Annotated in this window: 22 protein-coding genes and 1 pseudogene; 17 read left to right on the top strand and 6 right to left on the bottom strand. The window is 62.3% G+C overall.

Features of this window, described 5'->3' with window-relative positions; all coding sequences use genetic code 11:
* Positions 1 to 57 precede the first annotated feature (57 nt).
* From uvrB to AC0L2V_RS01695, 7 genes and pseudogenes are all read left to right on the top strand, one after another.
* Entirely contained in the window at positions 58 to 3,261 is a 3,204-nt protein-coding gene (uvrB, locus tag AC0L2V_RS01725; RefSeq protein ID WP_473519254.1) for an excinuclease ABC subunit UvrB, read from the top strand.
* A 442-nt stretch (positions 3,262 to 3,703) separates the two neighbouring features.
* Complete coding sequence (locus AC0L2V_RS01720; protein WP_473508337.1) at positions 3,704 to 5,233, top strand: ABC-F family ATP-binding cassette domain-containing protein; 1,530 nt, start codon at positions 3,704 to 3,706, stop codon at positions 5,231 to 5,233.
* 261 nt (positions 5,234 to 5,494) lie between these two features.
* Positions 5,495 to 5,775: pseudogene (locus tag AC0L2V_RS01715) on the top strand (type II toxin-antitoxin system RelE/ParE family toxin).
* A 90-nt stretch (positions 5,776 to 5,865) separates the two neighbouring features.
* Positions 5,866 to 6,162: a HigA family addiction module antitoxin gene (locus AC0L2V_RS01710; protein WP_473508336.1), complete on the top strand. Its 297-nt coding sequence runs from the start codon at positions 5,866 to 5,868 to the stop codon at positions 6,160 to 6,162.
* 129 nt (positions 6,163 to 6,291) lie between these two features.
* Positions 6,292 to 6,465, top strand: a complete 174-nt coding sequence (locus AC0L2V_RS01705) for a hypothetical protein (protein ID WP_164547136.1) — start codon at positions 6,292 to 6,294, stop codon at positions 6,463 to 6,465.
* Positions 6,466 to 6,599: 134 nt separating this feature from the next.
* Entirely contained in the window at positions 6,600 to 7,028 is a 429-nt protein-coding gene (locus AC0L2V_RS01700) for a VOC family protein (RefSeq protein ID WP_473508335.1), read from the top strand.
* A 72-nt stretch (positions 7,029 to 7,100) separates the two neighbouring features.
* Positions 7,101 to 7,454: a DUF1428 domain-containing protein gene (locus AC0L2V_RS01695; protein ID WP_473508334.1), complete on the top strand. Its 354-nt coding sequence runs from the start codon at positions 7,101 to 7,103 to the stop codon at positions 7,452 to 7,454.
* Positions 7,455 to 7,461: 7 nt separating this feature from the next.
* Here the strand turns inward: AC0L2V_RS01695 and AC0L2V_RS01690 are convergent, their stop codons facing one another.
* Complete coding sequence (locus AC0L2V_RS01690) at positions 7,462 to 9,096, bottom strand: tetratricopeptide repeat-containing sulfotransferase family protein (protein WP_473508333.1); 1,635 nt, start codon at positions 9,094 to 9,096, stop codon at positions 7,462 to 7,464.
* Between the two features lie 195 nt (positions 9,097 to 9,291).
* Positions 9,292 to 9,486 (bottom strand): hypothetical protein, encoded by a 195-nt coding sequence (locus AC0L2V_RS01685; RefSeq protein ID WP_473508332.1) that lies wholly within the window; start codon positions 9,484 to 9,486, stop codon positions 9,292 to 9,294.
* A gap of 383 nt (positions 9,487 to 9,869) precedes the next feature.
* On the opposite strand from AC0L2V_RS01685, the gene AC0L2V_RS01680 reads away from it, so the two are divergent.
* The 4 genes from AC0L2V_RS01680 (at position 9,870) to AC0L2V_RS01665 (ending at position 12,291) form a co-directional block, all read left to right on the top strand.
* A complete protein-coding gene (locus AC0L2V_RS01680) occupies positions 9,870 to 10,136 on the top strand; it encodes a hypothetical protein (RefSeq protein ID WP_027151071.1) in 267 nt (88 codons plus the stop codon).
* Positions 10,133 to 10,381 carry a hypothetical protein gene (locus AC0L2V_RS01675; RefSeq protein WP_473508331.1) on the top strand — a complete coding sequence of 83 codons (249 nt, stop codon included), beginning with the start codon at positions 10,133 to 10,135 and terminating at the stop codon, positions 10,379 to 10,381. Before AC0L2V_RS01680 ends, AC0L2V_RS01675 begins: the two co-directional genes overlap by 4 nt.
* Positions 10,382 to 10,403: 22 nt before the next feature.
* Complete coding sequence (locus AC0L2V_RS01670) at positions 10,404 to 10,568, top strand: hypothetical protein (RefSeq protein WP_473519417.1); 165 nt, start codon at positions 10,404 to 10,406, stop codon at positions 10,566 to 10,568.
* A gap of 169 nt (positions 10,569 to 10,737) precedes the next feature.
* The gene (locus AC0L2V_RS01665) at positions 10,738 to 12,291 is read left to right on the top strand and encodes an EAL domain-containing protein (protein ID WP_473519253.1); all 1,554 of its coding nucleotides are present in this window, start codon (positions 10,738 to 10,740) and stop codon (positions 12,289 to 12,291) included.
* A gap of 87 nt (positions 12,292 to 12,378) precedes the next feature.
* On the opposite strand, the gene AC0L2V_RS01660 is transcribed toward AC0L2V_RS01665, so the two are convergent.
* The gene (locus tag AC0L2V_RS01660; protein ID WP_473508327.1) at positions 12,379 to 12,780 is read right to left on the bottom strand and encodes a Kazal-type serine protease inhibitor family protein; all 402 of its coding nucleotides are present in this window, start codon (positions 12,778 to 12,780) and stop codon (positions 12,379 to 12,381) included.
* Between the two features lie 500 nt (positions 12,781 to 13,280).
* Here AC0L2V_RS01660 and AC0L2V_RS01655 point away from each other — a divergent pair, with 500 nt between their 5' ends.
* The 3 genes from AC0L2V_RS01655 (at position 13,281) to AC0L2V_RS01645 (ending at position 14,610) form a co-directional block, all read left to right on the top strand.
* A complete protein-coding gene (locus tag AC0L2V_RS01655; RefSeq protein ID WP_023799871.1) occupies positions 13,281 to 13,493 on the top strand; it encodes a cold-shock protein in 213 nt (70 codons plus the stop codon).
* Between the two features lie 255 nt (positions 13,494 to 13,748).
* Complete coding sequence (locus AC0L2V_RS01650) at positions 13,749 to 13,961, top strand: cold-shock protein (RefSeq protein WP_006202521.1); 213 nt, start codon at positions 13,749 to 13,751, stop codon at positions 13,959 to 13,961.
* A gap of 232 nt (positions 13,962 to 14,193) precedes the next feature.
* A complete protein-coding gene (locus AC0L2V_RS01645; protein WP_473508326.1) occupies positions 14,194 to 14,610 on the top strand; it encodes a BA14K family protein in 417 nt (138 codons plus the stop codon).
* Between the two features lie 114 nt (positions 14,611 to 14,724).
* Here AC0L2V_RS01645 and AC0L2V_RS01640 read toward each other — a convergent pair whose 3' ends face one another.
* The 3 genes from AC0L2V_RS01640 to AC0L2V_RS01630 form a co-directional block, all read right to left on the bottom strand.
* Entirely contained in the window at positions 14,725 to 15,366 is a 642-nt protein-coding gene (locus AC0L2V_RS01640) for an MBL fold metallo-hydrolase (RefSeq protein ID WP_473508325.1), read from the bottom strand.
* A gap of 264 nt (positions 15,367 to 15,630) precedes the next feature.
* Positions 15,631 to 15,948 carry a hypothetical protein gene (locus AC0L2V_RS01635; protein ID WP_027151066.1) on the bottom strand — a complete coding sequence of 106 codons (318 nt, stop codon included), beginning with the start codon at positions 15,946 to 15,948 and terminating at the stop codon, positions 15,631 to 15,633.
* A gap of 121 nt (positions 15,949 to 16,069) precedes the next feature.
* Entirely contained in the window at positions 16,070 to 16,963 is an 894-nt protein-coding gene (locus tag AC0L2V_RS01630) for a branched-chain amino acid aminotransferase (RefSeq protein WP_091598375.1), read from the bottom strand.
* Positions 16,964 to 17,206: 243 nt separating this feature from the next.
* On the opposite strand from AC0L2V_RS01630, the gene AC0L2V_RS01625 reads away from it, so the two are divergent.
* The 3 genes from AC0L2V_RS01625 to AC0L2V_RS01615 are packed head-to-tail and all read left to right on the top strand — an operon-like array spanning position 17,207 to position 19,911.
* The gene (locus AC0L2V_RS01625) at positions 17,207 to 17,740 is read left to right on the top strand and encodes a MarR family winged helix-turn-helix transcriptional regulator (protein WP_031255243.1); all 534 of its coding nucleotides are present in this window, start codon (positions 17,207 to 17,209) and stop codon (positions 17,738 to 17,740) included.
* Positions 17,727 to 18,446, top strand: coding sequence for a response regulator (locus AC0L2V_RS01620; RefSeq protein ID WP_036261013.1), 720 nt, complete (start codon positions 17,727 to 17,729; stop codon positions 18,444 to 18,446). The genes AC0L2V_RS01625 and AC0L2V_RS01620 overlap by 14 nt, the downstream gene beginning before the upstream one ends.
* A 52-nt stretch (positions 18,447 to 18,498) precedes the next feature.
* Positions 18,499 to 19,911: an ATP-binding protein gene (locus AC0L2V_RS01615; protein WP_091598380.1), complete on the top strand. Its 1,413-nt coding sequence runs from the start codon at positions 18,499 to 18,501 to the stop codon at positions 19,909 to 19,911.
* Positions 19,912 to 20,037: the final 126 nt, after the last annotated feature.

Genomic DNA, 20,037 nt, shown 5'->3' with positions numbered 1-20,037 from the left:
CGCGCCCCTGGCCACTCCGCTCTTTCCATTTTGGCCGATACCTCCCATATTTGGGGCATGGCCAAACTTCCCGACAAAAAGACGCCGCCGCCGGCGCGTGACGATCGTGCTTCGCCGCCCAAGCGGCGCAGCCCGTTGACCGATTTCCTCGATGCGTCCGAGCCGCTGCACAAGCGCGGTTTTGCCGAGGCGCCGCAGGCTGAATTGTCAGGCACGCCGCTGACCGGCTCGATCGCCGATTGGGCCGAGCAGATCGAGCAGGAGGCCGAAAAGGAAGGGCGCCAAGTCTCCCCCCTCGAGGGGGAGAAGGCGACAGAGGGGGTCGGCAAAGGAAGCGCTCAACATGAGGGCACGTCGAGCCCGGCCGCACCGACCCCGCCCGGCGGCTCCGCCGCCACCCTCCCCTCAAGGGGGAGGGAAGTCGCCAAGGCGAAAAAGATCCCTGAACGCTCCTCTTCCCCTGGCCGCACGGCGCGCGGCACCTCCATGGGCGGCGCGGCTTCAGCGCGGGAGCGAACCGCGGCCGGCCTCAATCCGGTTGCCGGCCTCGATGTTTCGCTGGAGGAAGCCGAGACCATGGCCTCCGGCGGCGTCACCGCCACCGTGGCGGCGCTGTCGGCGCTGATCGAGTCCGGCAACCCGCTGCACAAGGACGGCGTGCTGTGGACGCCGCATCGCCCTGCCCGGCCCGAAAAATCCGAAGGCGGCATCGCCATCAAGATGGTGTCGGATTTCGAGCCGGCCGGCGACCAGCCGACGGCGATCAAGGATCTTGTCGAAGGCGTCAACGACAACGACCGCACCCAGGTGCTGCTCGGCGTCACCGGCTCGGGAAAAACCTTCACCATGGCCAAGGTGATCGAGGAGACGCAGCGCCCTGCCTTGATCCTCGCCCCCAACAAGACGCTGGCCGCGCAGCTTTATTCCGAATTCAAGAAATTCTTCCCGGAGAATGCCGTCGAGTATTTCGTCTCCTATTACGACTACTACCAGCCGGAAGCCTATGTGCCGCGGACGGATACCTTCATCGAAAAGGAATCGTCGATCAACGAGCAGATCGATCGCATGCGCCATTCGGCGACGCGCTCGCTGCTGGAGCGCGACGACGTCATCATCGTCGCCTCGGTGTCCTGCATCTACGGTATCGGCTCGGTCGAGACCTACACGGCGATGACCTTCCAGATGCAGATCGGCGACCGGCTCGACCAGCGCGCGCTGCTCGCCGATCTCGTCGCGCAGCAATACAAGCGGCAGGATATCAATTTCGTCCGCGGCTCGTTCCGCGTGCGCGGCGACACGATCGAGATTTTTCCGGCCCACTTGGAAGACCGCGCCTGGCGTATTTCGCTGTTCGGCGACGAGATCGAGGCGATCACCGAGTTCGACCCGCTGACCGGCCAGAAGACCGGCGAATTGAAGAGCGTCAAGATCTACGCCAATTCGCACTATGTGACGCCGCGCCCGACCTTGAATCAGGCTATCAAATCGATCAAGGAAGAGCTCAAGCAGCGGCTGGTCGAACTCGAGCGCGCCGGACGCCTGCTCGAGGCGCAGCGGCTGGAGCAGCGCAGCCGCTTCGACCTCGAGATGCTGGAAGCCACCGGCTCCTGCGCCGGCATCGAGAACTATTCGCGCTATCTCACCGGCCGCCAGCCGGGCGATCCGCCACCGACCCTGTTCGAGTACATCCCCGACAATGCGCTGGTCTTCATCGACGAAAGCCACGTCACCATACCGCAGATCGGCGGCATGTATCGCGGCGACTTTCGCCGCAAGGCGACGCTGGCCGAGTACGGTTTCCGCCTGCCGTCCTGCATGGACAACCGGCCGCTGCGTTTCGAGGAATGGGACGCGATGCGCCCGCTTTCGGTCGCGGTTTCGGCGACGCCCGGCGCCTGGGAGATGGAGCAGTCCGGCGGCGTCTTTGCCGAGCAGGTCATCCGCCCGACCGGCCTGATCGATCCGCCGGTCGAGGTGCGCCCGGCCAAGACCCAGGTCGACGACGTCGTCGGCGAAATCCGCGAAACGACGAAGGCCGGCTACCGCACGCTGGTCACCGTGCTGACCAAGCGCATGGCCGAGGACCTGACCGAGTATCTGCACGAGCAGGGCATTCGCGTCCGCTACATGCACTCCGACATCGACACGCTGGAGCGCATCGAGATCCTGCGCGACCTGCGCCTCGGCGCCTTCGACGTGCTGGTCGGCATCAACCTTTTGCGCGAAGGCCTCGACATCCCCGAATGCGGCTTCGTCGCCATCCTCGATGCCGACAAGGAGGGTTTTTTGCGCTCCGAAACCTCGCTGATCCAGACCATCGGCCGTGCCGCCCGAAACGTCGACGGCAAGGTCATCCTCTACGCCGACCAGGTCACCGGCTCGATGGAGCGGGCGATGGCCGAGACCAACCGCCGGCGCGAAAAGCAGATGGAGTGGAACGCGGCCAACGGCATCACCCCGGAATCGGTCAAGTCGCGCATCTCCGACATCCTGGACTCGGTCTACGAGAAGGACCACGTCCGCGCCGACATCTCGCAGTTCACCGACAGCGCCGGCGCGATGATGGGCAACAATCTGAAAGCCCATCTCGACGCGATGGACAAGCAGATGCGCGACGCCGCCGCCAATCTCGACTTCGAGAAGGCGGCCCGCATCCGCGACGAGATCAAGCGGCTGCGCGAGATGGAACTGTCCATCTCCGACGATCCGCTGGCCAAATATGCCGATATGGAAAGCCCGGTTTCGGGCCGCGAAAAGGGCAAGCACAACAAGGGCCGCGCCATCCACCGCACGGTGGATGATGACGGCAAGGGTCTGTTCCGCAAGCCCGCACTCGACGAGATGGGCGCCGACGGCGCCGTGCCGGTCAAGAAGCCGCTCTTCGCAAAACCCTCGCTCGACGTCATGGGCCCGGGCACCGACATGCCGACACCGGCCGGGGCGGTGTCGCGCTCGCTGTTCAAGAAGCAGTCGGCCGAAGAGGCACACGGTTCTGATTTCGGCATCCCTGGCGATTCAACCAAGCCGCTGTTCAAGAAGAACTCGCTCGACGAGATGACGGTGCGACGCACGGAAAAACCGGTCGAAGGCAAAGTGCCAGCCAAGCCACAGCCGATCTCCCCCCAAGTGGGCGCGAAGGAACGCGACGGTTCGGCCAAGCCAGTTGTCCGCCAGCGCGCCGGCATCGGCTCCTACGAAGATCCAGCCGATGCCCGCCGTGAAAAGCGCCGGCCGGGTAAGACAGGCAGGCCGGGACGGTAGCGAGCTTCCCTTCTCTCCTTGTGGGAGAAGGTGGCCGAGCGAAGCTCGGTCGGATGAGGGGTGTTCCAGCTTGGCAAAAGCGGTGCTCCGTCCAGCACCCCTCAACCTGTCTCGGCGCTGCGCGCCGATCCACCTTCTCCCACAAGGGGAGAAGGGATGCGCCCGCCCTTGCCATCGGCCCCTCCCTTGGTGTAGCCAGTTCTACAACTCGAACGTCTTAAAAGGAGGGCTGCGTGCATATCGACCACCACCGTCAGCGCGGCCCTGTCCCTGCCCTGCGAGCTTGCTTGCAGGGCTGACCAGAGACGGTCCGGGTTCTCCCGCTTCGATTTTCTTGGTCCTGCCCTTCGTGGTGCTGCAACGCCGAGCCTGATGGCCAGCCTGCGCACCGTCAAAGTGCATCGAACCGGACCTTTATTCCGGGCAGACCAGAGAAACCAACGTGGCCCTGATCAGCCTCAAGTCCCTCGGCGTCACCATGAGTGCGCCGCTCTTTTCCAACCTTGACCTCAGCATCGGCACCGGCGACCGGCTCGGCATCGTCGCCGCCAACGGCCGCGGCAAGTCCACCTTGCTGAAGTGCCTGACCGGCGAGATGGAGCCGACATCCGGCGACATCACCCGCACGCGCGGCCTGCGCGTCGGCCATGTCGAGCAAGCCATTCCCGCAGCATTGGCCGAGCACGGCTTTCAGCAGGTGGTGGCCGACGCCTTGCCGGCCGAGCAGGCCGAAAGCGAGCAATGGCGCGTCGATGTCGTTCTCGATTCACTCGACGTGCCCCAGCCGATGCGCGAGCGGCCGATGCGGGCCTTGAGCGGCGGCTGGCAAAGACTGGCGCTTATCGCCCGCGTCTGGGTCACCGATCCCGATGTGCTGCTTCTCGACGAGCCGACCAACCACCTTGACCTTGCCAAGATCAGCCAGCTCGAAACCTGGCTGAACGCACTGCCGCGCGAGGTGCCGGTGGTGATCGCCAGCCACGATCGGGCTTTCCTCGACGCAACGACCAACCGGACGCTGTTCCTGCGCCCCGAGCAGTCGCCGGTATTTTCGTTGCCCTATTCGCGGGCGCGCGATGCGTTGAGCGAAGTCGACGCCTCGACCGAGCGCAAGTTCCAGCGCGACATGAAGGTGGCGCAGCAATTGCGCCGGCAGGCGGCCAAGCTCAACAACATCGGCATTAATTCGGGCAGCGACCTTTTGACGGTCAAGACCAAGCAGCTCAACCAGCGCGCCCAGCGCCTCGAGGAGGTCGCAGCACCGGCGCACCGCGAAAAATCGGCGGGCGCGATAAAGCTCGCCAATCGCGGCACCCATGCCAAGGTGCTGATCACGCTTGACGACGTGGCGGTCGAAACGCCTGACGGCACGCTGCTGTTCAGGACCGGCAAGCGCCACATCTGCCAGGGCGACCGCATCGTGTTGCTCGGCCGCAACGGCGTCGGCAAGTCGCGGCTGATCAGTCTGGTCAGAAATGCCGTCGTCGAGCCAGAGACGGCAACACAAGGCGTGAAGGTGACGCCGTCGACGGTGCTCGGCTACAGCGACCAGGCATTGTCGGGCATCAGCGGCGACGACACGCCGCTGGCGATGCTCTCGCGCAAATTCGATGTCGGCGAGCAGCGCGCCCGCTCGCTGCTGGCCGGTGCAGGCGTCAGCATCGACATGCAGGAGCGCAGGATCGGCGTGCTGTCGGGCGGACAGAAGGCGCGGCTGATGATGCTGGCGCTGAGGCTCGCCAATCCCAATTTCTACCTGCTCGACGAGCCGACCAACCATCTCGACATCGACGGCCAGGAGGCGCTGGAGGCGGAATTGCTCGGCCATCAGGCGAGCTGCGTGCTGGCATCGCACGACCGCTCCTTCATCAGGGCGATCGGCAACCGTTTCTGGCTGATCGAGAAGCAGCGGCTGGCCGAGATCGACAGCCCGGAGGATTTCTTCCGGGAAGTCGCCCGGACGGCAGGTTGAGTGATTTGGCGGCAGGATGTCTGTCGATGATCTCTGGCAGGTGTGATCTGACCACGAAGGGGCCGCTTGCTCGGCTGAGCGGCCCTTCTGAATGCCCTTCATAGGTGGAGCAGTAACGCCCCGGATGGAGATAGACACTTATGACGACGTTCCGACGCGTCAGCGCGACCTTCAGATCACAAGAATTTCGTATCACACTATGAGACGCTTCCTTGACTTCCGAGACGTATCATGTGATGGTACGCTTCCTGGAGACGGCAGATGATCCGTTCGTTCAAGGACAGGACCAGCGAGGCGGTTTCGAAAGGCAAGGCTCCGAAGGGCTTCCCCTCTGATCTTGTTCGTTCGGCTCAGCGTAAGTTGTTCATGATCGACAACGCCGCTGAACTGGCGGACCTGAAGACGCCGCCCGGCAACAGGCTTGAACCGCTGAAAGGCAATCGTACCGGTCAGCATTCAATTCGCATCAACGATCAGTTCCGCGTCTGCTTTCGGTGGGTGGACGGGCAAGCAGAGGATGTCGAATCACCGACTATCACTGAACTAGGGCTCGATACCACGATGCACGACGCATGATCATCGCTTTCCTTGGCAATTAACTGTTGTCAACCGCTCACTGCCAGGAGCTTGTAATGTTGTACTTTGACACCCCGATCCACCCCGGAGAAATCCTTCGAGAGGAATTTCTGGTTCCGCTTCGTCTGAAGCCTTACACGCTGGCCAAAAAGCTGCATGTTCCGCGCACGCGCATCGAGCGCCTAGCCAGCGAGACGACACCGGTAACTCCCGACACCGCGCTGCGCCTTGCCAAGTTCTTCGGAACAACGCCACAGTTTTGGATGAACATGCAGTCCAGTTACGATCTCGCGGTAGAGGGCGAAGCCAAGAAGGCCGAACTCGACGCAATCGAGCGGATGGAAGCTGCTTGAGATCATCGACGGTGGAGTGAATCCGGTCCTGCGGCAAAAAAATTCCAGCGGTCTGTCGGATCGTCGCTGCGCGCCACGTCCTTGGGATGCCGACACGGTGATGCCGGCGCCAATCGAGGAGAGAGCATCATGTCTATTCTGTCATCCGTAGGCCGCATAGCGACCCGTTACTCAGCGGCGCGCGCCCGCTACCGCAGCGAGCGTGCCATCCTTTCGTTGCCGATCGAACTGCGCAAAGACATCGGCTGGCCGGAAATCGTCATCGACGCACAGAACAGCCCGCGGATTGGCCTGGCTCCTTGACAAGGGGGCTCCTTGACAAGGGCGGCCGTCGCACGCTCGGCATCAAAAAAACAGCAGCGGCCATGTAGGATCGCCGCCGCTTCATTCGTCCTGTGATCCGCAAGGTCAAACCAAACGCAGAGAGGAGCAAAAAGATGAACGACCAGCCCCAAACCCAGCCTAAAGCGAAAGTCCTCGGCGGATTGACGCCCTACCTTCAGTTGGACGGCGCCTTCAAGGCTTCGGAATTCTATCAGAAGGCCTTCGGCGCCGAGCAGGTCTTCTTCTACCCGCCGGACGAGCAGGGCCGGACGATGCACATCCATCTCCACATCAACAGTTCGACCTTGATGATTTCCGACTTCTATCCCGAGCACGGAATGGCCCCGGTGAAGCCGCAGGGCTTCACCATGCAGCTCCATCTCGGCAGCGACGACATCGACGCCTGGTGGCAGCGCGCCATCGATGCCGGTTGCAAGGTCGGCACGCCGCTGCAGGTGATGTTCTGGGGCGATCGCTGGGGTCAGTTGACTGATCCCTTCGGCGTGGAGTGGGCGATGAACGCGCCAGTAAAGGCGGCGTAGCGTCACCGTTTCTTCCTTCTCCCCTTGTGGGCCCCTTGTGGGAGCAGGAAATCCAACCCAAGGAGAACCACAATGTCCTATGTCGATGGTTTCGTACTCGCCGTGCCCAAGGCGAATCTCGATGCCTACAAGGAAATGGCGCAGCTGGGCGGCACCGTCTGGATGGAGCATGGCGCGCTCGCCTATGTCGAGTGCATTGGCGACGACGTGCCCTATGGCGAAATGACCTCGTTCCCGCGCGCCGTGCAGGCCAAGGACGACGAGATCGTCGTCTTCTCGTGGGTCGTCTATGAATCGCGGCAGAGCCGCGATGCGGTGATGGCCAAGGTCATGGCCGATGAGCGGCTGAAGTCCGACTGGTCGGCGATGCCGTTCGACGGCAAGCGCATGATCTTCGGCGGCTTTCAGCCCTTCATTGAGTTGTAGGCCCGCATTACGCCAGCCGGTCGAGCAGCGGCTTGAGCCGGTCGCCATAGCGCTTCCACAGATCGACCGAGCCCTGGTACATCGGCTGGCGCACCTGCGCCGCCGACGCCGTGCGCACCGGCCGGTCGGTCTCGTGGAACGACAGCACTGCATCGTCCCATGGCAGGCCGAGATAGGCGATCAGCGCCCGCGTCTGCCCTTCCTGGTCGGCAACGAAATCCTCGTAGCGCACATCATGCACGACATCAGGCAGAACGGTGCGCCAATGCGCCATGATGTCGGTGTAGAGATTGTGGAAATCGGCAAGCTCGCCGAGGTCGTAGCCGTAGCGGTGGCTGTCGCCGCGGAAATGCACCTTGTAGATCGACAGGCAGGTCGCCGCCGCGTCGCGCGCGCAATGGATGATCTTGGCCTTGGGCAGCATCAGATGGATGAAGCCGACCAAAAGGAAATTGCCGGGCATCTTGTCGGTGACATGCCGGAAATCCGGATAGCGGGCGTGCAGCAGGTCGAGATAGGCCTGGCCTGCCTCGGCAAAGGCCTTGTCGGGCATGTCGGCGATCCCGCTGGGGAAACCGCCCTTCATACCAGGCGGAAACTGTTTTCCCACCGCCGTCTTCAAAATGCCGAGCTCGCCCGCGCCATAGACTTGGCGGTGGCTGGCGATGATCTGCTCGACAAGCGTGGTGCCGGAGCGCGGCATGCCGACGACGAAGATCGGCGTGTCGTCGGCAATCCCGCTCGGTCTGTGCTTGTCGAAGAAGGCCTTGTCGAACACCGCCTTCATCGTTTCGAATTCGGCGCGTGTCTTGTCCGCATCATAGTCGATGCCCATGCGGCGGATGGCATTGCCTTCGGCGAAATAATCGAAGGCACGGCCATAATCCTTCAGGTCGTCATTGGCCTTGCCGAGGCCGAACGAAAGCTGCATGCGCGCCAGACTGCCGTCCGGCGCCTTGGCGTGCTGCGCCTCCATCCCGGCAAGCTCGGCGTCGCGCTCCTGCTGGCGCTTGACCTGGGTGAGCAGCAGCCAGGCCCTGGCCATGCCGGGATCGACCGCCAGCGCCTGCCGGAAATGCTCCGCTGCCTCTGCGAGGCTGCCCTTCTCCATCAGCCCGACGCCCAGCCCGTGCAGCAGGTCGGCGTCCTTCGGCCGAATTGCCAATGCTTCGCGGAAGACGGCGAGCGCCTCGTCGAGCCGCCCAGCCTCCTGCAGCGTCTCGGCAAGCCCGATGCGGGCGCGGACATGGAACGGATTGCGGCCGATGGTGCCGCGATAGATCTCCTCCGCGCCCTCGAACTGGCCGAGTTGCTTCAGCGAAGAGCCGAGATTGTCGCGCGCCGCGAGTTGCTCCGGCCGGATTGCCACCGCGCCACGGAAGAAATCGACGGCTGCACCGACACGGCCGAGGTCGCGCATCACCGTGCCGAGATTGTTGAGGAAATCTGGATTCTTGGGTTGCAGGCGCACCGACTGTTCGAGGAGATCAAGTCCTTCGGCGCTGCGCCCGGTCTGGTGCAGCAGCAAACCGAGGAAATGTGCTGCCGCCGCGTGATTGGCCTTTTGCGCCAGCACCTGCCGGTAGAGCATCTCGGCTTCCTGCCGGCGCCCCGCCTGATGCAATTGCAGGGCCTGCTGCACGCGCTGGTCGAGCCCCAGCGGCGGCTGTCCGCCTGAGCCGAAATTGCCGCCCGCGCCTGCCGGTCTTCTCGGATCTCTGTTGATGGGAAACCTGCCGTGTTTTGTCCGCCTGCCGCGATCTAAGCCATCGGCGCGGCAGGTTCAAGGGTTCGCAGGCCAGCTTGCCGGAAATCCTGGGTTCATGGGCCGGCCGTGTCAGATCAGGCGGTTGGTCTCCGCAACCTGTCTGGCCCGCCGCAGCGTGCCGTCGGTATCGGCGATCCTGCGCCTTGCTGCCTCGTCACTTCGTATCGTCAGCCGTGCCGACACGACTTTCGCAGGCCCGGCGACCTGCTTGACAATCGGCTGGATGGTTACGGTCGAACCATCAGGTGTTTTCACGGAAAACATGATTTTTCCTTTCAGATGTAAATAAAAATCGATTCCGGGATGAATTTTTCCGGCACAATCTCAAACAATTCTTGTGAAGTTTCCGGACCGTATCACCATTTCCCAAATAGCCCTAGAAAAGTAAATTTACGACGAGGTCGGCGACGGGCGGGAATCTTCTTGAATAAACCGCATTTTGGGATTAGTGAATTGAGATCGTTTTTTGGGCCAAGCTTGGCATCTCGCGGCGTCAGAAGTTCTCGACCCGCCAAACTCATTCCAGATCGCCGATACCCAAATTGCCGATACCCAAATTGCCGAACAGGGACCCACGACCTTAGGTCCCGGTGCCGCGAAGCGGGCACCACCCTATCGGATCCAAGACGACACTTCGAGGCACGAGAATGTCTGGCCGAACTACCCATTCCATCGCGCATTTCGAGGCACCCTTCATGATTGGCGGCCTAGAAGGACAATTGCCGGCCGGCGACTACGACATCGACCACGATGAGGAGCTTGTCGATGGCATCTCGTGGCTTGCCTGGCGCCGTGTCGCCACTTTCATCCACCTGCCGGCAAGGACGGTGAAAAGCCAGACCAGCCAATTGGTCGCCATCGACTTCGCCGAACTCGAAACCGCGCTGAGGCGCGACCAGGAGAATGCCGCATGATCCGCTTCCAGCAGAACGCGCGCCCGCGCACCGACACGCCTGCGCATCTTTTCGCGATCGGCCAGACCGTTCGCATGAAGAGCCGCACCGGCCTTGTTCAGAAGACCGCCGAGCTGTTCCAGATCAAAAGCAGGCTGCCGGTCAAGGACGGCTCGCCGCAATACCGCATCCGCAGCAACGAGGAGACCCATGAGCGGGTCACCACGGAAGACAATCTCGAAGTGGCCGAGGATCCAAACAGCTAGCCGCCCATCAAGCGTCGCCACCATGTTCATCAATCACGAGGACCAGGAAATGGCCAAGGGTCAACAGCGCAGCAACCGCGAGACACGCAAGCCCAAGAAGGACAAGACGGCGGCAAAACCGATCTCCCCCTTCGGCTCGGCTGTGAAGCAGGCGGAAGCCGGTTTGAAACCGAAGTCCAAGGGCTAGCGGCGGACGGATGAGCAGCCCTGCATTCATCCAGCCATCGCGGGGCGGATTAAAGATCACGTAATTTCGAAGCCCTATAAGGTCCGCTGGAACCGGGCCCGATCACGGTTGGCTGCCTGGCGGGCCGCGCGCGAAATCGTCGCTCGCAGCCGAAGGCAGGGAGGCGCACATGGACAGGTCGCGCATCATCGTGACTGCGGTGGTGCTGGCCCTGCTCGGGGCGATAGTGCCCATCGCGGCGATGTTCCACTTTTCATGGGTCCTGGCGGTTCAAGAAGAACACGAGCGGCTGGAGCTGTTCGCCAACCGCGCGATCGCCAGGGCCAGCATATCCCTCAAGGATGCAGCCGGCGCGTTGCGGGAGATCGACCGGTTCACCGGCGACCGCTGTTCGGTGGACCACATTGCCCGCATGCGGCGGCTCACCATCAACACGCGCTCGATCGAAGAAATGGGCTATTTCGAAAACGGCCTGCTCAAATGCACATCCTGGGGACCGACCGAAGGAAGCGTTGCGCAAGCCGCACCGGATTTCACCGCTGCAGACGGCGTTGCCGTCACTGCCCGGATACGGCCCCTGGCCAACCAGGACCATCCGCTGATGGCCCTGCAGTACAAGCGCCATAATGTCCTTATCGACCCCCTGCGCTTTGTCGACATCGTCGTCGATCCCGACGTTCAGCTTGCCCTGGCGACAAACACGGGCGTCCTGCTCAGCGCGCTGAACGGGCCTGATCCTGCGCGCATCGGCAAGATCATCGCCGACCCGGGCAAAGGCCTGGATGACGGTCATCTGTTTGCCGCGGTGCGCGGGACGGACTGGATCGCCGTCGCCACCGAACCGGAAAGCCAGATTGTGGACAGCGTGCGTCGGCGGCAATTGCTGTTGCTTCCCCTCGGCGCTTTCATCGCCGCCTTCATCATCGGCATGGTTGTCTGGCTGTCACGGCGGCGGCTGTCGCCGCTTGGAGAATTGCAGATTGCCGTGCGCAAGCACGAGTTTATCGTCCACTATCAGCCGATCGTCGCGCTCAGGACAGGCAATTGCGTGGGTGCCGAAGCGCTGGTGCGCTGGAGACGACCCGACGGCTCGCTGGTCCGGCCCGATCTTTTCGTCCCGCTGGCCGAAGAGAGCGGCCTGATCGCGGCAATCACTGACCAGATCATCGCCCTTGTTGTTTTGGACCTGAAAAAACTTCTTGTCGCCAATCGTTCGCTCCACATCGCGATCAATCTCAGCCCGGCCGACGTCAGAACGGCAAGGGCCCTTCCGGTTATCGAAAAGACCCTGCAGCACACCGGAATTCAGCCTCGGCAGATCTGGCTGGAGGCGACGGAGCGCGGTTTCGTCGACGTCGATTCAGCGCGTTCGACCGTCATTCGCGCCCGCGAGCTTGGCCATGCCGTCGCAATCGACGACTTCGGCACAGGCTATTCGAGCCTGTCCCATCTCGAGGGCCTGCCGCTCGATGCGCTGAAGATCGACAAGTCGTTCATCGACACGATCACTACGGATTCCGCCACCAGTTCCGTCACGCCGCATATCATCGACATGGCCAAGACGCTGAAGCTGAAGATCATTGCCGAGGGCGTGGAGACACAGGCACAGGTCGACTATCTGATGGAACGCGACGTCGACTATGGTCAGGGTTGGTTGTTTGCCAAACCTATGCCCGCGGCCGAGTTCATTGCCTATTGCCGCAGGGCGGGGCTGCCGGCGTAAAGGCAAGAGCCGCCAGCTGCCGTCGCGCGGCTGCGCCCAGTTGATGGATGAGCCTCCCCGCCCGGAGACGGGGAGTAAACCAGCCTCTCAGCAGGGACCGTCGTCGACGATGCGATAGTCGGCGGCGCGAGCCTCGCAGGCGTTGGGGAAGGTGCGCAACGCGCTGCCGCGGCGGGCGCAGACCGGGCGGTATTCGCGCGTGCAGAACGTCTGCTCTCCATCACCGCCACCGTCGCGGCACCGGCCGCCGCTGATGATGCGATATCCGGCCCGCTCGGCAAGGCAGGCATTGGCGAAGGTCTGACGGTCGCCACCGCGCCGGGCGCAGACCGGATCATATTGTCTGGTGCAAAATTGCGGCTCGGGCCGAGGCGGGCGGTACCCGGGTCCGTCCTCCTCCACCACCACCGCGGTACAGGCTGCAAGAACCGCCGACAGCAACAGGATGGCAAAACCCTGTCGCGAGAAGATTGCCGCAGGAAATTTCATCACCAGACCTCCCTCGAGCCCCCGCTCCAATGCATGTCACCCAAAGCATGCCTACGGGACTCTGATCCGAGGGTGCGAAGCGGTTTGGGACAACGGCATGCCAAAAATGAAGCCGATCCTCGCCATTCCACCCGCCGAATGCAACCCCTGTTTGCAGGCTCCCAGCCTGCGTGGCCGGGCTATGGCCGACGACCACCGGGCGAGAACACCGCTTTCTCGATGCCGTGCGTGCGGACGCGCCCATGGGCGGCCGTTGGCGCTACCTTGCAACTACCGCGTTTCCGTGCGATAAATTTTGTGTTCGGGCATTTGCGACCCGGAGAGCGGAACGTTTTGGACGACCTTTCCCCGATACTGTGAATCTCTGACGGCCCCGTTTTTCGGCGGGGGGTTTTTACCATGCGCCAATGCATGACTGCCGAAGCAACCACCGGGACTTGCCCACGGCGTCAGGCGGCGGGCAAACCACAAAGACTGACACGGGTGAAGGAGTTTCCCCAATGGCCCAGACCGGCACCGTTAAATTCTTCAACGCTACCAAAGGCTTCGGCTTCATCACGCCAGATGACGGCGCCAAGGATGTGTTCGTTCACATCTCCGCGATCGAGGCTTCGGGCCTGCGCACGCTCGTCGATGGCCAGAAGGTCACGTTCGATGTCGAGCCCGACCGCATGGGAAAGGGACCGAAGGCGGTCAATCTCCGCGCGGACTGAATCGTCGGCGCGCGCACGTCCGCGCGGACGTGCCAGGAACGAGCCCGAGGCCGCTCCAAAGGCCTTGAACCGGCTTTCAGCGCCGGACCGGAGTTTCGAAGGCGCGGCGGTTTCGTCGCGCCTTTTTTCGTGGCAGGGCGGCAAGCCACTGCTCGCAAAACTTTCTCTTGCCGATGGCGCTAAAATAAACGACAAATTTCCACTCGGGCATTTGCCGGCCCGAGACTGGACTTGATGGGATCAAAGGAGCTTCCCATGCCGCAGACCGGCACCGTCAAATTCTTCAATCATGCCAAAGGCTTCGGCTTCATCACGCCGGATGATGGCGCGAAGGATGTCTTCGTCCATATTTCGGCCGTGCAGGCGTCGGGTCTTCCCGGTCTTGAGGATGGGCAGAAGGTAACATTCGACACCGAGCCGGACAAGCGCGGCAAGGGTCCGAAAGCCGTCAACCTGTCGATCGGCTGAGCCGAGTTCGAGACAGCGTCGGACGATCCGCTGACGCAGCTCCGCTCCTTGTTGAGCATACGATATTTGTGCCTTGCGCCATGCCTGATCGATGAATCGACTGGTCCCAGCCCGCCAATTTCGTTCAGCCCCCGTTCAGCCACGGTCACCTATTAATCTTCGGTAAAGCCGTACCGCATCCCCCAGATTACCCGGGCCGCAGATTACCCGGGCCGGCACGAAGGAGACCGAGATGAACCGAATTTTCAAGACCGCCGTCCTGTCCGCCGCAATTGTTGCAAGCACGCTCGCGACCTTGCCGGCGGCCAGCGCTGGTGACTGGCGCCACCGGCACCATCATCGTGGCAATGGCGATGCGATCGCGGCAGGCGTCCTTGGCCTCGCGGCCGGCGCCCTGATCGTTGGTGCGCTCAACAACCCGCAGCCCAGCTATTACGACCCCGGCTATGACGATTATGGTCGTTATCCACGGCCGGCCCCGGTGCGCCGCTACTACGCGGAACCGCGGGTCGTCTACAATGACGGCTATGCCGAGCCATGGACCCGCGGCTGGTATGAATATTGTTCGGATCGCTATCGCTCTTTCAACGGCCGCACCGGCACGTTCACCGGCTATGACGGCGAACAGCATTTCTGCACCGCGAACTGAGGCTTCCCTGCCCCCCCCAAAAAGCGCTGTCCGCAAGGCCAGCGCTTTTTTTCGGCGTCATAAGGAAAGGAGAGACCGACGCGCGCCGCGTGAGGCTCCGCAGCCACGACGCGTTTAAATCAGGAAGGGGTTGCTCCGGCGCTCCTCGCCGAAGCGGCCGCCGGGACCATGGCCGCAGATGAAGCCGATGTCGTCGCCGAGCGGCAGAAGCTTGTCCTTGATCGAGGCGATCAGCGCGGCGTGGTCGCCGCCCGGCAGATCGGTGCGCCCGACCGAGCCGCGGAACAACACGTCGCCGACATGGGCGAACTTCGCAGCACGATTGTAGAAGACGACATGGCCGGGCGCGTGGCCCGGGCAATGAAAGACTTCGAACGCGTGCTGGCCGAACGAGACGGTATCGCCTTCGCCGAGAAAGCGGTCGGGCACGCAATTGCGCACCGGATCGGTGATGCCGTAGTGTTTCGCCTGCTTCTCGAGATTGGCAAGCAACGGACGGTCGGCCTCATGCGGGCCGATGATCTCGAGGCCGAGCGCCTCCTTCAGCTCCATGGCGCCGCCGGCGTGGTCGATGTGACCATGCGTGATCCAGATCGCGCCGGCGTTGATCGCATTGTCCTTGAGCACTGCCAGCACCTTGTCGATGTCGCCGCCGGGATCGACGACGACGCCTTGCCTGTCGTCCATGTCGAAGAGGATGGTGCAGTTTTGCTGGAAGGCCGTGACCGGCACGATGCCGGCGTTGAGCTGACCCATGATCGTCCTTTCGCTGTGTCGCTTCTGATTTAGAGACACATGCGAACGTCGTCCACCGCATCCGGCTGTCGCGACAACGCCAAAATGAAATGGGCGGCCGAAGCCGCCCACGCAAAAGCCCGAAACCGCTAAAGCGCGTCGCGGCTGAATGGATTTATGCGACGCGCTTTAAGTTATTGTCTTTATGCATGTCGTTATCGCAAAACCGCTGCGCACCACGGGTCAGGCCCTGGAGGGCATGCTTTTGCGCGACATGCATTAAGCTCACTTCTTCGTCGCGTTCATGACCGCGCCGATGATGGCCGTCAGGATGGCGCCACCACCAGCACCGCCGAGGATGTTCTGCACATTCAGCGCGCTGCCCAATCCGCCCGTTGCCGCTGCGGCCGCAGCCGGATCGATCGTGCCGCCGCCGAGCAGGCTGCCGAGGATGGCCGCACCGCCGACGCCGCCAAGGGCGCCGCCGAGGATTTTGGTAAGCTGCCCCATTGCCGCTGTCTTGAGCGCGGCGCCCACCGCCTGACCACCAATGACACCCATAATCACCTGAACAATGATCTGAAGAAGCGTGTTCATGTCCATATTACCAGTCCCTCCATAGCTGCCAGCCTCCGTGGCGACAGCATCATGAGACGCCGAACTGGACGAAAGTCAAATGCCGAGGTGCTTAAATAAAAGGGGCAGTCCGAAAACCGCCCCTACGTTATTCTGCGGCAATCGCATGCTTGGGTTGAACGGCTGCAGAATAGTCGTTCATCAGAGTCTTGGCGATTTCGCCCACCTCGAATCGGTATGGACCGATTTCTGAAACGGGCGTCACCTCGGCCGCCGTTCCGGTGAGGAAGCACTGCTGGAAGCCTTCGAGTTCTTCCGGCATGATGGTGCGCTCGATCACCTCGAAGCCGCGATCCTTGGCAAGACCAATGACTGTACGGCGGGTGATGCCGTCGAGGAAGCAATCGGGGGTGGGTGTGTGGATCTTGCCGTCCTTGACGAAGAAGATGTTGGCGCCGGTTGCTTCCGCAACCTGGCCGCGCCAGTCGAGCATCATGGCGTCGGCATAGCCTTTGGCTTCGGCGGCATGCTTGGACATGGTGCAGATCATGTAGAGGCCGGCAGCCTTCGATTTCGACGGCGCGGTGCGCGGATCGGGGCGGCGCCATTCGGCCAGATCGAGGCGGATGCCCTTCAGCTTCTGTGCCGGATCGAAATAGCTGGGCCACTGCCAGATGGCGATGGCGCAGTTGATCCGGCTGTTTTGCGCCGAGACGCCCATCTGTTCGCTGCCGCGCCAGGCGATCGGCCGGACATAGGCATCCTGAAAACCCTGCTTCTTCAACAGCGTGCGGCAGGCGTCGTCGATCTCGGCAACCGAATAAGGAATCTTGAAGCCGAGCAGGCGTGCCGATTCGTGCAGGCGCTCGCTGTGGTCGGTCAGCTTGAAAATCTCTCCGCCATAGGCGCGTTCGCCCTCGAATACCGCGCTGGCGTAGTGCAGGCCATGGGTCAGCACGTGGATCTTGGCGTCGGCCCATTGGACGAACTCGCCGTTCATCCAGATAAAGCCGTCCATTTGGTCAAAGGGAACGGATGCCATGGTAACCTCCCGCGGGCGGCCGCCCGCACATTATCGTTGCGCGTTTCTTGTCAGCCGCACCGGGCGGCCACTATCTCGAAGCGTAGGCGGATATATAAGGTCTGGCAAACACAGGAAGTTCCGGAAAAACGGCTTTCCCTTGCCTTTTCGTTCGCAATCCGCCGAAAAGCTTGTCAAAAATTACCATTGCCGGGAAATTACGTCAATAGTACTGACATAATTTCCCTTTCGCACGGAGAAAAGATGACGGATCGCAGCCACCCAGCCGGAAAACCGATCAGGACGGCGATCACCGACGAGGACGGCATCGACTTTGCCATCATCGAACTGTTCTTCTTCGCCTATCGCGATTTTACCTCCGATCCGGACCAGATCCTGTCGGACTATGGTTTCGGCCGCGCCCATCACCGGGTCCTGCATTTCGTCAATCGCAGGCCGGGCCTGACGGTCGCCGAACTCCTCGACGTGCTGAAGATCACCAAGCAGAGCCTGGCGCGCGTGCTCAAGCAACTAATCGATACCGACCACATCGTCCAGTTGCAGGGTCCGCGCGACCGCCGCCAGCGCGAGCTCTATCCGACAGCCAAGGGCCGCGCCCTGGCGCTGGCGCTGGCACGGCCACAGTCACGCCGCATCCATGCTGCATTGGAAGATTCCGGAGCCACCGAACGCGCCTTGATCGAGCGCTTCCTGGAAGCGATGGTCAATCCGGAACTAAGGGCGCAGATCGACATTGTGCCCGCAAAAACGTCAGGGAAAAGCCATGGAGACCATTGAAAGGGTTGATCAACCGGCAGCACCGGACGACGATGCGCCGCATCTGCTGGTGATTGATGACGATACCCGTATCCGCAATCTTCTCAAACAATATCTGACCGAAAACGGCTTTCGTGTCACCGTTGCCGGAAATTCCGGCGAAGCGCGGCGCAAGCTCGCCGGCCTCGATTTCGATCTGCTGGTGCTCGATATCATGATGCCGGGCGAAACCGGCGTCGATCTCGCCAAGGCGTTGCGGGCAACCAAGAACGTGCCGATCCTGATGCTTACCGCGCTGTCCGAGACCGACAGCCGGATCACCGGGCTCGAGGCCGGCGCCGACGACTATCTGCCGAAGCCTTTCGATCCCCGCGAATTGATCCTGCGCATCAACAACATCCTGCGCCGCGGCGGTCCTGCAACGACGCCCAAGGTCGAGCAGCTGGTTTTCGGGCCTTACACGTTCCAGATCGCCAGGCGGGAGCTCAAGCGCGGCGGCGAGGCTTTGAAGCTGACCGACCGCGAGCAGGAGATCCTGGCGATCTTCGCGGCCCGGGCCGGCGAAACGATACCGCGTCATGAACTTGTCGGCGACGAATCCGAAGTCGGCGAGCGCACCATCGACGTCCAGATCAACAGGCTGCGCCGCAAGATCGAGCGCGATCCGTCCAATCCGGTCTGGCTGCAGACCGTGCGCGGTATTGGGTATCGGCTCAGCGTGGAATAGACTGCCGCCCGCAGCCCCTTGTCGAGTGGCTGCGGATGAGCAAAAAGGGCGAATGGCGACCACGCAACTGGAACGGCCGGGAGATCGCGGCTTGAGCGCTCGCGCCAGGCGGGCACTGAAGGCCGTGCCGCTTGCCTGGAAACGGTTCTGGCGCCTGGTTTCGCTTTACATGCCGAAGCGGCTCTATGCCCGCTCGCTGATCATCGTCATCGCGCCGATGATCCTGCTGCAATCGGTCCTCGCCTTTGTCTTCATGGAACGCCACTGGCAGACCGTGACGCAGCGCCTGTCGCAGGCCACGGTCCGCGACATTGCCGCGATCGTCGACCTGGTGGAAACCTATCCGCACGACGCCGACTACGCCAACATCATCCGCATCGCGCAGGATCGCATGCAGCTGAAGATCGACTTGCTGCCGCCCGATCCGCTGCCGGCGCCCGGTCCAAAGCCGTTCTTCTCGATCCTCGACGAAATTCTCTCGTCCGAGATCACCCATCAGATCAACCGTCCGTTCTGGATCGATACGGTCGGCAATTCCAATATCATTGAGGTCCGCGTCCAGCTCGAAGGCAAGGTGCTGCGCGCCTTCGTGCGCCGCAGCCAGGCCTATGCCTCGAACACGCACATTTTCCTGATCTGGATGGTCGGCACCTCGCTGGTGCTGCTGATGATTGCCATCCCGTTCCTGCGCAACCAGATCCGGCCGATCCTGACGCTGGCCGAGGCCGCCGAAAGTTTCGGCAAGGGCCGGCCGATGCCGCTCGATTTCCGTCCGCGCGGCGCCGAGGAGGTTCGCCGCGCCGGCTTTGCCTTCATCCAGATGCGCGAACGCATCGAACGCCAGCTCGAACAGCGCACCGCCATGCTGAGCGGCGTCAGTCACGATCTGAGGACCATCCTCACGCGCTTCAAGCTGCAGCTTGCGCTGACCGGGACCAAGGCCGACACCGAGGCGCTCGGCCAGGACATCGACGACATGCAGTCCATGCTGGAAGGCTATCTCGCCTTTGCCCGCGGCGAGGCAACGGAAGACGCCGGCCGTTTCAACCTTGAAGCCTATTTCGACAAGCTCGGCGAGGAGGCGACGCTGCGCAAGCGCAAACTGTCGACCTCGCTCGCCGGCGATCCAAATGTGCATGTGCGGCCCCACGCCTTTGCCCGGCTGTTGTCCAATGTCGTCGGCAACGCCTTCCGTTATGCCAAGACGGTTGAGATCAACGCCAACCACGGCCGCGGCTCGCTGCTCGTCACCATCGACGACGACGGTCCGGGCATTCCGCCTGAAAAGCGCGAGCACGTGTTCAAGCCTTTCGTGCGGCTTGATGAAGCCCGCAACCTCGATGCCAGCGGCACCGGCCTTGGCCTTGCCATCGCACGCGACATTGCCCGCAGCCATGGCGGCGACATCATGCTCGACAAGAGCCCGCTCGGCGGCTTGCGCGCCGTCATCAAGGTTCCGGCCTGATTAGAGCGACGTGCGTCCTTGGATGCACAAAGTACGCTCTACACATAGAACCCACGCGACGTGCGTCCAATTGGACGTACTGCCTTCATCGGCCCGTCATGAAACCATGCTGAAGAGCGCGCATGA

The organism is Mesorhizobium sp. WSM4814 (assembly GCF_055811595.1).
Note: the sequence above shows the minus strand (reverse complement) of the source record. Positions and strands in the feature narration are given on the sequence as shown.